Here is a 12125-nt window from a genome sequence, read left to right on the forward strand (position 1 = left end):
GCGGCGAGGACGGCGCGCGGCTGCTGCGGCAGAGCGTCGCGCGCCCCGTCACCGACGTGGCCCAGACCGTGCTCGCGCTGCTGGCCTCGGGCAGCCGCGCGGAAGCGGCGTTTCTGCTGGAGGCGCTGGTGCGGGCGCGCAGACCCGACGAGGCCGCGCAGGCCGCGGCGAACGCCCCGGCCGAGCTGGTGCCGCTGCTGCTGGACGCCGCGAGCGGCGTGTCCTCCAGCAGCCACCACGATCTCGCGCACGCCCTGCGCGCCGCGGGCCTGCCGGGCGTACCCGGCCTTGCCTGACCTGAAGTGACCCGCCTTGCCTGACATAACACGAAACGTGAACGTCTTCGTTGAGTAACGGCCGCGGTATTGCCAGAGTGGTCAGTGCGCTTCTACGTTCTTTCCACAGCCGGAATCTACGTGCGTAGATGCCAGACGCCTGCGATGGCAAGGGCGAAGGAGCAGACCATGGCCAACGTCGTACGTGCCGCGCTCGTCCAGTGCACCTGGACCGGCGATACCGAATCGATGATCGCGAAGCACGAGGAGTACGCCCGGCAGGCCGCCGCCCAAGGCGCCAAGGTGATCGGCTTTCAGGAGGTGTTCAACGCCCCCTACTTCTGTCAGGTACAGGAGGCGGAGCACTACCGCTGGGCGGAGCCGGTCCCGGACGGGCCGACGGTCCGGCGGATGCGGGAGCTGGCCCGGGAGACCGGCATGGTGATGGTGGTGCCGGTGTACGAGGTGGAACAGTCCGGCTTCTACTACAACACCGCGGCGGTGATCGACGCGGACGGCAGCTTCCTCGGCAAGTACCGCAAGCACCACATCCCGCAGGTCAAGGGGTTCTGGGAGAAGTACTACTTCAAACCGGGCAACCTGGGCTGGCCGGTGTTCGACACCGCGGTCGGCAAGGTCGGCGTGTACATCTGCTACGACCGCCACTTCCCCGAGGGGTGGCGCGAGCTCGGCCTGGCCGGCGCCCAACTGGTCTACAACCCGTCCGCGACCTCGCGCGGCCTCTCGGCGTATCTGTGGCAGCTGGAGCAGCCGGCGGCCGCGGTCGCCAATGAGTACTTCATCGCCGCGATCAACCGCGTCGGCGTGGAGGAGTACGGCGACAACGACTTCTACGGCACCAGCTACTTCGTGGACCCGCGCGGCCAGCTCGTCGGCGAGGCCGCCGACGACAAGACGGAGGAGCTGATCGTCCGGGACCTGGACTTCGGCCTGATCGACGAGGTGCGCCAGCAGTGGGCGTTCTACCGGGATCGACGGCCGGACGCGTACGGGGGGCTGGTGAAACCGTGAACGTCGGACGCGCGGCCGCCGGGCCGCAGGTGGACACGATGCCGGCACCTCTGCGCCGCGCGGCCGACCGTACCCGCGGCGGAGCCGCTGATGTGACGAGCAGCCGCTGCCGCGGCGGGGCGAACAAGGAGGCACGGTGAACAGCGAGCTCCACGACCGCCACAAGGCCGTTCTGCCCGACTGGATCGCCCTCTACTACGAGCGGCCGATCGAGCTCACGCACGGCGAGGGCCGCCATGTCTGGGACGCCGACGGCAACCGCTACCTCGACTTCTTCGGCGGCATCCTCACCACCATGACCGCCCACGCCCTCCCCGAGGTCACCAAGGCGGTCAGCGAGCAGGCGGCGCGGATCATCCACAGCTCCACGCTCTATCTCGACCGCCCCATGGTGGAGCTGGCCGAGCGCGTCGCCGAGCTGTCCGGCATCCCCGACCCGCGCGTCTTCTTCACCACCTCCGGCACCGAGGCCAATGACACGGCCCTGCTCCTGGCCACCACCCACCGGCGCTCCAACCAGATCCTGGCGATGCGCAACAGCTACCACGGCCGGTCCTTCTCGACCGTCGGCATCACCGGCAACCGCTCTTGGTCGCCCACCAGCCTGTCCCCGCTGCAGACGCTGTACGTACACGGCGGGGTACGCGGCCGCGGCCCGTACGCCGGGCTGTCGGACGCCGAGTTCATCAAGGCGTGCGTCGCCGATCTGGAGGATGTGCTGGGCCAGGCGTACGGCCAGGTCGCGGCGCTGATCGCGGAGCCCGTGCAGGGCGTCGGCGGGTTCACCTCACCGCCGGACGGGCTGTTCGCCGCCTTCCGGGAGGTCCTGGACCGGCACGGGATCCTGTGGATCAGCGACGAGGTGCAGACCGGCTGGGGGCGGACCGGCGACAACTTCTGGGGCTGGCAGGCACACGCCGCCTCCGGCCCGCCCGACGTCCTCACCTTCGCCAAGGGCATCGGCAACGGGATGTCCATCGGCGGTGTCGTCGCCCGCGCCGAGGTCATGAACTGTCTGGGCGCCAACTCCATCTCGACCTTCGGCGGCAGCCCGATCACCATGGCCGCGGGCCTCGCCAACCTCACCCACCTCCTCGAACACGACCTCCAGGGCAATGCGCGCCGCGTGGGCGGGCTGCTCATGGACCGGCTGCGCACCGCGGCCGCCGGGCTCGACGTCGTACGCGAGGTGCGCGGCCGGGGGCTGATGATCGGCATCGAGCTGGTGGAGCCGGGCAGCGACCGGCCCTCGCCCGACGCGGCCTCGGCCGTCCTGGAGGCCGCGCGCGAGGGCGGGCTGCTGCTCGGCAAGGGCGGCGGCCACAACAGCAGCGTGCTGCGTATCGCCCCGCCGCTGAGCCTGACCGCCGCCGAGGCCGAGGAGGGCGCGGAGATCCTGGCGACGGCACTCCGCACGGCGCAGGCCATGGCGGACGGTTCGGCGGAGGCGGCCGACGAGGCCGGAAGGAGCACACTCTGATGTCCCGCAGCTCCCGCAGCTCCCGCACCGTGATCCGCGGCGGCCTCGTCATCACCGCGGCCGAGGAGACCCGGGCCGACGTCCTCGTCGAGGACGGCCGTATCGCCGCCCTCGCCGCGCCCGACAGCGCGTACGCCCAGGGCTGGACGGCCGACCGTACGATCGACGCCACCGACAAGTACGTCATCCCGGGCGGGGTCGACGCGCACACCCACATAGAGATGCCTTTCGGCGGCACGTTCGCCTCCGACACGTTCGAGACGGGCACCCGCGCCGCGGCCTGGGGCGGGACGACGACCATCGTGGACTTCGCGGTCCAGTCGATGGGCCACTCGCTGCGCGAGGGGCTTGACGCCTGGCATGCGAAGGCGGCGGGCCTGTGCGCGATCGACTACTCCTTCCACATGATCCTCGCCGACGTCAACGAGGGCACGCTCAGGGAGATGGACCTCCTCGTCGATGAGGGCATCACGTCCTTCAAGCTCTTCATGGCCTACCCGGGCGTCTTCTACAGCGACGACGGAAAGATCCTGCGGGCCATGCAGCGCGGCGCCGCCAACGGCGGGCTGATGCTGATGCACGCCGAGAACGGCCTCGCCATCGACGTTCTGATCGAGCAGGCGCTCGCCGAGGGCAGGACCGACCCGCGCTACCACGGCGAGGTCCGCAAGTCGCTGCTGGAGGCGGAGGCCACCCACCGCGCGATCCAGCTGGCCCGGGTCGCCGGGGCCCCGCTGTACGTCGTGCACGTCTCGGCCGCGGAGGCCGTGGCAGAGCTGGCCCAGGCCCGCGACAAGGGGCTTCCCGTCTTCGGCGAGACCTGCCCCCAGTACCTCTTCCTGTCCACCGACAACCTCGCCGAGCCGGACTTCGAGGGCGCCAAGTACGTCTGCTCCACGCCGTTGCGGCCGCGCGAGCACCAGGCCGCGCTGTGGCGGGGCTTGCGCACCAACGACCTGCAGATCGTCTCCACCGACCACTGCCCCTTCTGCTTCGTGGGCCAGAAGGAGATGGGCCGCGGCGACTTCTCCAAGATCCCCAACGGGCTGCCGGGCGTGGAGAACCGGATGGATCTCCTCCATCAGGCGGTCGTCGACGGACATATCTCGCGCCGCCGCTGGATCGAGATCGCCTGCGCCACCCCGGCCCGGATGTTCGGCCTCTACCCGAAGAAGGGCACCATCGCGCCCGGGACGGACGCCGACCTCGTCATCTACGACCCGCGGGCCGAGCAGACGCTGTCCGCCCAGACCCACCACATGAACGTCGACTACTCGGCGTACGAGGGGAAGCGGATCACCGGGCAGGTGGAGACCGTGCTGTCGCGCGGCGAAACCGTCATCGACCGGCGGCAGTACACGGGGCGCGCGGGGCATGGGCAGTTCATCGCGCGCGACACGTGCCAGTACCTCAACTGACGAGCTAAATAGCTGGACCAACCCTGGGAGCGAGTATGGATTTCGGACTCGTCCTGCAGACCGATCCGCCGGCGGCGGATGTGGTCGAACTGATGCGGCGCGCGGAGGGCGCGGGCTTCACCCACGGCTGGACGTTCGACTCGGCCGTGCTGTGGCAGGAGCCGTTCGTCATCTACAGCCGCATCCTGGAACACACCGAGCGGCTGATCGTCGGCCCCATGGTCACCAATCCGTCCACCCGCACCTGGGAGGTCACCGCCTCCACCTTCGCCACGCTCAATGAGATGTACGGCAACCGCACCGTATGCGGCATCGGCCGCGGCGACTCCGCGATGCGCGTGGCGGGCCGTAAACCCAACACCCTCGCCCGCCTCGGCCAGGCCATCGACGCCATCCGCGATCTGGCCGAGGGGCGGGAGGCGGTCGTCGACGGCACCACCGTGCACATCCCCTGGGTCGAGAACGGCAGACTGCCCGTCTGGATGGCCGCCTACGGCCCCAAGGCGCTCGCCCTCACCGGCCGTAAGGCCGACGGCTTCATCCTGCAACTCGCCGACCTTTATCTGACGGAGTGGATGGTCAAGGCGGTACGGACCGCCGCGGCCGAGGCCGGGCGCGACCCGGCCGCGCTCACCATCTGCGTCGCGGCCCCCGCGTACGTCGGGGACGACCTCGACTACGCCCGCGAGCAGTGCCGCTGGTTCGGCGGCATGGTCGGCAACCACGTCGCCGACCTGGTGAAACGCTACGGCGAGCACTCCGACGCCGTCCCCGACGCCCTGACCGCGTACATCAAGGGCCGCGCCGGCTACGACTACGCCCACCACGGCCGCACCGGACACCCCGGCACGGGCTTCGTCCCCGACGAGATCGTCGACCACTTCTGCCTGCTCGGTCCGGTCGAGGCCCACATCGAGAAGCTGCGGGGGCTGCGCGCGCTGGGGGTCGACCAGTTCGCGATCTACGCCATGCACGACGCGAAGGAGGCGACCATCGACGCGTACGGCGAACGCGTCATCCCGGCGCTGACCGACTGACCGGTGTCCCTCTCTTTCTCACCTCAGAACCCAACGACAGAACCGCGCCAAGGACGCTCCCGCACGGCCCCGTCCTGACCACTGTCGAACGAAGAGGGGTTCCATGACCGCCAGCGCACCGCCACCATCCGCCCAGACCACCCACCCGGACGGCCGCGTCGAGCTCCCCGTGGGCGCGGCCGTTCCCACCGGGCGGTACGCCAATGAGGACCTGCTGCCCGTACCCGTCGCCCGGCGGACCTGGAACACGTACAACTTCACCGCCCTCTGGGTCGGCATGGCCCACAACGCGGCGACCTGGACGCTCGCCTCCGGCCTCATCCAGCTCGGTATGGACTGGAAGCAGGCGGTGCTGACCATCGCCGTGGCCAATGTGATCGTGCTGGTGCCGATGCTGCTCACCGGCCACGCCGGCCCGCGCTACGGCATCCCGTTCCCTGTCTTCGCCCGCGCCTCCTTCGGCGTCCGGGGCGCCAACTTCCCCGCGCTGATCCGCGCGGGCGTCGCGTGCGCGTGGTTCGGGATCCAGACGTGGATCGGCGGGGCCGCCATCTTCCTCCTGGCGGGCAAGGTGCTCGGCGACTGGTGGACCGGCGCGGCTTCCCTCGGCGGCTATCCCTGGACGCATTGGCTGTCGTTCGCGCTGTTCTGGGTCCTCCAGATCGCCATCATCGTGCGCGGTATGGAGACCCTGCGGCGCTTCGAGAACTGGGCGGCCCCGTTCGTCATCGTCGGCGCGGTGGCCCTGCTGATCTGGATCTCCAACAAGGCCGGGGGCCTCGGCCCGCTGCTGGACCAGCCCTCCGAACTCGGCTGGGACGGCGACTTCTGGTCGGTGTTCTTTCCCGCGCTGATGCCGATGATCGGTTTCTGGTCGACCTTGTCGCTCAACATCCCCGACTTCACCCGCTACGGGGCCGATCAGCGCTCCCAGTTCTGGGGCCAGTCGCTGGGCCTGCCGACCACCATGACGCTCTTCACCCTGCTCTCGGTCCTGGTGACGTCCGGTACGCAGGCGGTCTACGGCGCGCCCATCTGGCAGCCCGAACAGGTGGCGGCCAAAATCGACAACTGGGCGGGCGTGCTGTTCGCCCTGATCACGATCCTGGTCGCCACCGTGTCCGTGAACATCGCGGCCAATGTCGTCTCGCCCGCCTTCGATCTGTCCCATATGGCACCCGGAAAGATCACCTTCCGGGTGGGCGCGGTGATCGCCGCGGTCGTCGGGGTCGCGATCTTCCCCTGGAAGCTGTACTCCAGCCCCGATGTCTACATCTTCACCTGGCTCGATACGGTCGGCGCCCTCCTCGGCACCGTCGCGGGCATCCTGATCGCCGACTACTGGATCATCCGCCGCGCCTTCCTCCACCTGCCCGACCTCTACCGTGAGGGCGGCCGCTACTGGTACTCCGGCGGCTGGAACTGGCGGGCACTCGCCGCCTTCACGGCGGGCGGAGTGCTGGCGATCGGCGGCGCGCACACCGACCCCGGAACGGCGGGCCCGTTCCCGGTGGACGGGCTGATCCCCTTCCTCAAACCGCTGGGCGACTACGGCTGGGCGGTCGGGCTCGGGACCGCGCTCGTCCTCTACACGCTGCTGATGCTGGGACGCCGGGAAACGGCTCCCAAGCCGTAATCCTCGGACCTTTTCCGACAAGCTTCTTGACCCTTGACCCGGTGGCACCCATCATCTTCCGGCATGAAGCGACGACAAGCACTCACATTGCTCGGAGGTCTGGGCTTAGCCGGGCCACTCGCCACCCTCGCGCCCTCCGGCCGGGCATCGGCCGCCGAACTGCCGGAGGGTGTCTACTTCCAGAACCGCGGCAGCGTGGAGGGCTGGGACTACAGCTACACCCAGAAGCAGGGGTCGATCAGCACCATCGACACCCCGACCTACAAGGGCGCGCACTCATTGGAGGCGACCCAGACCTACATCGACGAAACCGGGGGCTACCACTCCGAAGTCCTCCAGCGGGGCGCGCAGAGCGTCGGCCAGGACCGCTACTACGGCCAGGCCATCCGCCTCGCGCCCGACTGGCGGTTCCACAACCAGAACGTCACCTTCCAGCAGTGGTCCCCCGAGGACCCGGAGGGCCCCTGGCTGCTGATGTTCGTCCAAGGGGACGAGATCCGTTACGGCGGCCGCGCGGTCTCCGGGACCGTCGGCAAGATCACCGGCCTGAGGGGCACATGGATCCGGCTCGTCGTACGGCTCAAGTTGGCCGACGACGGCCAGGGTGCGTACGAGGTGTGGCTCAACGGACGCAAGACCGTGAGCTCGACCGGCATCACCCTGCTGCCGTCCACCTCGCAGACCATCCGCTGGTCCAGCGGTATCTACTGCACGGCCTGGCGGGACGGCACGCCCGCGGGCGCGTCCACGCTGACGATCCTCCATGACCAGCACCGCATCGCCGCGTCGTACGCACTGGCGGAGCCGGCCAACTGGACCTGACGCACCCCGCCCTGCCCGCTCAGGCCGCCGTCACGGCACCCGCGCGGTCCATCACGGCACCCGCGTGGTCCACTCCCGCGAGCCGAACTTCGCCTCCGCCAGCCGCTGCGCCCGTGCCGCCTCCTCCTCCGTCACCTTGCCGTCCGCGAGCCCGTACCGCTCGCGGAAGGAGGCGATCATCCGGTCGATGACGGCGGCGCGCGCCAGTCCGGTCTGCCGGCGCAGCGGGTCCACGCGCTTCTTGGCGCTCCTGGTCCCCTTGTCGGACAGCTTCTCCCGGCCGATACGCAGCACCTCGACCATCTTGTCCGCGTCGATGTCGTACGACATCGTCACGTGATGCAGCACCGCCCCGGCCCCGGTCACCACCCGCTTCTGCGCGGCGCCGCCGATCTTCCCGGCGTCGGTCGCGATGTCGTTGAGCGGCTGGTACCACGCCGCGATGCCCATATCGCCGAGCGCGCCCAGCACCCAGTCGTCGAGATACGCGTACGAATCGGCGAAGGACAGACCGGACACCAGCGACTCCGGCACATACAGCGAGTACGTGATGGTGTTCCCGGGCTCCACGAACATCGCCCCACCACCGCTGATCCGCCGCACCACCTCGACGCCGTGCCGCTCCGCGCCCGCGGGGTCCACCTCGTTGCGCAGCGACTGGAAACTGCCGATGATCACGGCCGGCGAGGCCCACTCCCACACCCGCAACGTCGGCGGCCGCCGCCCCAGCGCGACCTCCTCGGTCAGCACCTCGTCCAGCGCCATATGCAGGGCGGGCGGCTGCGGACCCTCGTGGATCAGCTGCCAGTCGTAGTCCGTCCAGTCGGTGGCATGCGCCAACGCCCGCCGCACCGCGACACCCACGGCATCCGCCGTGAACCCGAACATGACCGCACCCTCCGGCAACGCCCCCTCGACCCGGCCCGCGAGCCCGCGCGCATCGGTGTCGGCGGGCGCGCCCTCCAGCGCGCGGTTGATGGCGAGCAGCGCCTCGTCGGGCTCCAGGAAGAAGTCCCCGGCGACCCGGACGTCCTTCAGCCGGCCGTCCTCGACCTCGAGATCCACGACCACGAGCTTCCCGCCCGGCACCTTGTACTCACCGTGCATCCGCGCACCTTCGTTCTTGTCTCTCGTTCAGCACTTCTCGCAGGTGCTCGTGAGCACCCGGCACTCAGGTGACGCGGCCAACTTTGAGGATGTGCACGGTGACGGTGTCGCCGGTCGGCCGGTACAACACACGCCAGTCGTCAACGGACAGCCGCCAGTAGCCGGAGCCGCCCAACGCGCGAGCCCCGCCGGAAAGGGGTCATCAGCCAGGGCTCGGACTGCACTGGCGCAAGCCTTCGCGCCCACTGGGTCGATCTGGCGCAGCCGACGGAACTCGGCCATGGCCTGGTGCTGCCACACCACGGTATGGGTCACGAGGCAGCTGCCCGACGATCCTCGGCCTCAAGCTGGGCCATGAACTCGTCATGCGCCATCGACGGGCCGGTCGGCGCCGCCTCACGCGCCGCGGCTTCAGCGATGTCCGCGGCGTCACGCAGGCGCTGTAGCTCTTCGAGTTCGCTTATGGGGATCAGGGCAGCCGCAGGCTTGCCGTATTCGCTGATGACGATCTCTTCCTGGCCGTGCCGGACGCGTCCGACGAGCTGCCCGAGCTGGTTTCGGGCGTCCACGAGCGAATAGATCTCCATACCAGAACAGTACACACCCGCGGGTGTGTACTGTCTCTGATTCGGCGAGGCGGATGGTTCACCACCGCCTGATCTCGACGTCAGTCGGCAGTGCCGGAGGGGACGACCCACCGGTGGGGCTGACGGGTGATCGCAGCGATCTGCTCGTAGTCCTCGTCGTAGTGCAGGACGGTTGCCGAGTGGCGCTCGGCCGTGGCGGCGATCAAAAGATCTGCCATCGACAGGGCGCGATGGTTGCCGGTCCGCGTTGCCAGCGACTGAACTTCCTTGGCGCGATCCCATACCTCGTCCGGGCAGGGAAGGTACTCGAAGCCGGATAGCCAGTAACGCAATCGGTCGACTTCCGCACTGTTGCGAGCGGAGTAGAGGATTTCCATTTCGACCGCACCGCTGACAGCGATCAGTCCACGCTGGACAAGCGGGTCGAGGGCAGCTCGAACGGACGCCTTGGTCCGTCGCGCCAGAGCGGATTTGTCGATCAGGTAGCGCAAGGGTCAGGCCGCGTCCCCTGTAGTCGTGGTTCGAGCGTCATAGGTGAGATCAATCGCACCGCTGTCGATGGCGTCCATGAACTCCAGGCGCCGATGCAGCTTGACGGTCTCCTCCATGGCGCGGCGTACCGCTGCCGCCTTGGTCTTCACGTTGTAGAGCCTCATCAGCTCTTCTGTGGTGTCGTCATCAAGATCGATCACGGTGCGGGACATCGAGGTGTCGCTCTCTCCGGACAATAGATATCCGAACGATATCATATAAGCACGGTGATCGATATCATTGATCGATGGGCGGGGTGGGAGATCTTCGGGCCTCAGAGGCCGGAGCTCGGGTCGACCCCGGTCAGCTCGCAGCTCGCGTCCCACAGGCGCGCCGCGACCGCGGTATCGGCCAGGTGGTCCCAGAGAGGTGCCGGCCGTGGCAGGCCGCGCAGCCCGAACACCCGGGGAGCCCACAGCTGTCCGCCCGCCACGTCCGGGTCGAGGACGGCCCGGACGGCGGGCCACGCGGCGGCCTCCTTGCCCTGGACCAAGAGGCCGGCCGGCAGGCCGCGCAGTCGGTCGCCGGTGGTGCGGATGTGGACGGGTGGACGTGAGGGGGTGAGGGAGTCCAGGGCGCCGCCGGGGTGGGTGACCACGCTCAGCGCCGTGCTGCCGGCCGCCCGCAGGCGGCGGTCGAGTTCCAGGGCGAAGAGCATCTGCGCCAGCTTCGACCGTGCGTAGGTGCGTTTGGGCTGGTAGTCCCGGGTGCTCTGGAGGTCGGCGAGGTCCAGCCGCTCGGACTTCGCCGCGAAGCTGCCCGTGGTGACGATGCGAGCCGCGGGGGCGGCCGCGAGCAGCGGTGCGAGCCACCGGGTCAGCGCGAAGTGTCCGAGGTGGTTGGTCGCGAACATCAGCTCATGGCCGTCGTGGCTCTCGCGGCGCGGCGGGTGGTCGATCATCACCCCCGCGTTGAGAACGACCGCGTCGAGACGGTCCAGGTGCAGGGCTTCCACCGATGCCTTCAACGACGAGAGGTTGGCGAGGTCCAGCCGCAGGGCGCGCACTCGCGCGCCGGGCACCCGGGACCGGATCGAGGCCATCGCGGTTTCGGCCTTGGTCGTGTCCCGGCATCCGAGCACGACGGTGGCCCCCGTACCGGCGAGCTGTTCGGCGACGAAGTAGCCGATCCCCGCGTTGCCACCGGTGACCAGGACGTTCCTGCCAGGGGCGGATGGCAGCCGGTGGACGTCCCATGACTCAGCCGGGGGTGCGGAGGGCATATGGGCTCCTTGCGCTCGCGGGGAGGTGCCTGACCCCTTCAGCGTCACAGCGGTCGCCGATACGCCGTCGACAGATCGTCGATACGGCCCTGGCTTGACGCCTCAGCGCCTTTGTCTGTCCGGCGCGTTGACAAGGAGGAAGCGTCGCACGGTGCGGAAATCGCGGCGCTTGAGGAGTACGGGAGGGTGGCCGTCCAGGATCACGGGAACTGCCTCCGGCCCTTGCCGTTCTGGTTCCATGTCGACCCGAATCCACACCTGTTTGCCCCCGGCGACCGGCGTGCATCCGAAGTCGTCCGCGAGTTCACGGAGCAGCCACAGCCCACGCCCCGTCTCGGCGATCCAGTCCGGTCGGCTGACGACCGGCGGGGTGGGGGACCGGTCGGAGACCGTTACGTAGATCGACGGGCCCTTCTTTGCCCTGGGGCGCTTCTGACCAACGGCCCTGTGGCATCACGGGGCGTGTTGAAGCTCGATTGGCATGCTGTGGCCGAACTGGCCCCACCTCTTCAGTCCCCTGTGCTGGCCTCGGGTCGGCTGGATGTGACGTGGGCCGACGGCCCCATCTGGGTCAACGACAGCTACATCTGTCATGGTCTGCACGACAACCCGGTCGGCGGCATCAGTCTCCACATCGGCCGGAACGACCTGGAAAACGGCGAATCCGGCTACCCTGATGGCCACTTCCGCTGACCAATAAACGACCTTCCGCGCCCCGCCGCGCATTGCACGCAGGCACGCTCTGCTGCGCTCCGCCTGCGCCTGTGCGCCGTCTCGCGGTATTCGATTCGGGCGGGTGCGGGTTTCGCCTCGGACCCTGCGGGTCCAAGGCGCCAACAGCAGGAGGGAAGGGGCGGTCGGCCCGGCGTCCCGGTCTCCCGGCCCGGCGGGCGGCTGAGCTCAGAACAGGCTCCGCTGCGCTCCGCCGCAGCTGCTGCCGCGCGGTGGCCGGGCGGTCAGCCCAGCGGTGTGCTGGGC

The 12125-nt window shown here is 69.3% G+C and carries 13 protein-coding genes and 1 pseudogene; 8 read left to right on the forward strand and 6 right to left on the reverse strand.

Annotated features, from left to right (window positions below):
- From ACWDSL_RS47860 to ACWDSL_RS47890, 7 genes and pseudogenes are all read left to right on the forward strand, one after another.
- A pseudogene (locus ACWDSL_RS47860) lies at positions 1–296 on the forward strand (hypothetical protein); the annotation flags it as partial.
- A 168-nt stretch (positions 297–464) separates the two neighbouring features.
- Positions 465–1307 (forward strand): nitrilase-related carbon-nitrogen hydrolase, encoded by an 843-nt coding sequence (locus tag ACWDSL_RS47865; protein ID WP_450495338.1) that lies wholly within the window; start codon positions 465–467, stop codon positions 1305–1307.
- 136 nt (positions 1308–1443) lie between these two features.
- Complete coding sequence (locus ACWDSL_RS47870; protein ID WP_450495339.1) at positions 1444–2787, forward strand: aspartate aminotransferase family protein; 1344 nt, start codon at positions 1444–1446, stop codon at positions 2785–2787.
- Positions 2787–4205 (forward strand): dihydropyrimidinase, encoded by a 1419-nt coding sequence (gene hydA / locus ACWDSL_RS47875; RefSeq protein WP_450495341.1) that lies wholly within the window; start codon positions 2787–2789, stop codon positions 4203–4205. The genes ACWDSL_RS47870 and hydA overlap by 1 nt, the downstream gene beginning before the upstream one ends.
- A gap of 35 nt (positions 4206–4240) precedes the next feature.
- Positions 4241–5242 carry a TIGR03842 family LLM class F420-dependent oxidoreductase gene (locus ACWDSL_RS47880; RefSeq protein WP_450495343.1) on the forward strand — a complete coding sequence of 334 codons (1002 nt, stop codon included), beginning with the start codon at positions 4241–4243 and terminating at the stop codon, positions 5240–5242.
- 103 nt (positions 5243–5345) lie between these two features.
- A complete protein-coding gene (locus ACWDSL_RS47885) occupies positions 5346–6878 on the forward strand; it encodes an NCS1 family nucleobase:cation symporter-1 (protein ID WP_450495344.1) in 1533 nt (510 codons plus the stop codon).
- A gap of 63 nt (positions 6879–6941) precedes the next feature.
- Positions 6942–7700 carry a polysaccharide lyase gene (locus tag ACWDSL_RS47890; RefSeq protein WP_450495346.1) on the forward strand — a complete coding sequence of 253 codons (759 nt, stop codon included), beginning with the start codon at positions 6942–6944 and terminating at the stop codon, positions 7698–7700.
- Between the two features lie 51 nt (positions 7701–7751).
- Here ACWDSL_RS47890 and ACWDSL_RS47895 read toward each other — a convergent pair whose 3' ends face one another.
- From ACWDSL_RS47895 to ACWDSL_RS47920, 6 genes are all read right to left on the reverse strand, one after another.
- Positions 7752–8807, reverse strand: coding sequence for a lipoyl protein ligase domain-containing protein (locus ACWDSL_RS47895; RefSeq protein ID WP_450495348.1), 1056 nt, complete (start codon positions 8805–8807; stop codon positions 7752–7754).
- A 64-nt stretch (positions 8808–8871) separates the two neighbouring features.
- The gene (locus tag ACWDSL_RS47900) at positions 8872–8982 is read right to left on the reverse strand and encodes a type II toxin-antitoxin system RelE family toxin (RefSeq protein WP_450495350.1); all 111 of its coding nucleotides are present in this window, start codon (positions 8980–8982) and stop codon (positions 8872–8874) included.
- A 136-nt stretch (positions 8983–9118) separates the two neighbouring features.
- Entirely contained in the window at positions 9119–9394 is a 276-nt protein-coding gene (locus ACWDSL_RS47905; protein WP_450495352.1) for a type II toxin-antitoxin system Phd/YefM family antitoxin, read from the reverse strand.
- An 80-nt stretch (positions 9395–9474) separates the two neighbouring features.
- On the reverse strand, positions 9475–9885 hold the full coding sequence (locus ACWDSL_RS47910) for a PIN domain-containing protein (RefSeq protein WP_450495354.1): 411 nt from the start codon (positions 9883–9885) through the stop codon (positions 9475–9477).
- A 3-nt stretch (positions 9886–9888) separates the two neighbouring features.
- Complete coding sequence (locus tag ACWDSL_RS47915; protein WP_450495356.1) at positions 9889–10098, reverse strand: type II toxin-antitoxin system VapB family antitoxin; 210 nt, start codon at positions 10096–10098, stop codon at positions 9889–9891.
- Positions 10099–10199: 101 nt separating this feature from the next.
- Positions 10200–11147 carry an SDR family NAD(P)-dependent oxidoreductase gene (locus ACWDSL_RS47920; protein ID WP_450495358.1) on the reverse strand — a complete coding sequence of 316 codons (948 nt, stop codon included), beginning with the start codon at positions 11145–11147 and terminating at the stop codon, positions 10200–10202.
- A gap of 462 nt (positions 11148–11609) precedes the next feature.
- Here ACWDSL_RS47920 and ACWDSL_RS47925 point away from each other — a divergent pair, with 462 nt between their 5' ends.
- On the forward strand, positions 11610–11840 hold the full coding sequence (locus ACWDSL_RS47925; RefSeq protein WP_450495360.1) for a hypothetical protein: 231 nt from the start codon (positions 11610–11612) through the stop codon (positions 11838–11840).
- The last annotated feature ends 285 nt before the right edge of the window (positions 11841–12125 follow it).

The organism is Streptomyces sp. NPDC000941 (assembly GCF_053599555.1).

Bases quoted from the DNA above. Each gene is read 5' to 3' on its own strand.
- hydA (WP_450495341.1), top strand. From the start codon at position 2,787: ATGTCCCGCAGCTCCCGCAGCTCCCGCACCGTGATCCGCGGCGGCCTC.
- ACWDSL_RS47895 (WP_450495348.1), bottom strand. From the start codon at position 8,807: ATGCACGGTGAGTACAAGGTGCCGGGCGGGAAGCTCGTGGTCGTGGAT.
- ACWDSL_RS47890 (WP_450495346.1), top strand. From the start codon at position 6,942: ATGAAGCGACGACAAGCACTCACATTGCTCGGAGGTCTGGGCTTAGCC.
- ACWDSL_RS47915 (WP_450495356.1), bottom strand. From the start codon at position 10,098: ATGTCCCGCACCGTGATCGATCTTGATGACGACACCACAGAAGAGCTG.
- ACWDSL_RS47880 (WP_450495343.1), top strand. From the start codon at position 4,241: ATGGATTTCGGACTCGTCCTGCAGACCGATCCGCCGGCGGCGGATGTG.
- ACWDSL_RS47885 (WP_450495344.1), top strand. From the start codon at position 5,346: ATGACCGCCAGCGCACCGCCACCATCCGCCCAGACCACCCACCCGGAC.
- ACWDSL_RS47920 (WP_450495358.1), bottom strand. From the start codon at position 11,147: ATGCCCTCCGCACCCCCGGCTGAGTCATGGGACGTCCACCGGCTGCCA.
- ACWDSL_RS47905 (WP_450495352.1), bottom strand. From the start codon at position 9,394: ATGGAGATCTATTCGCTCGTGGACGCCCGAAACCAGCTCGGGCAGCTC.
- ACWDSL_RS47865 (WP_450495338.1), top strand. From the start codon at position 465: ATGGCCAACGTCGTACGTGCCGCGCTCGTCCAGTGCACCTGGACCGGC.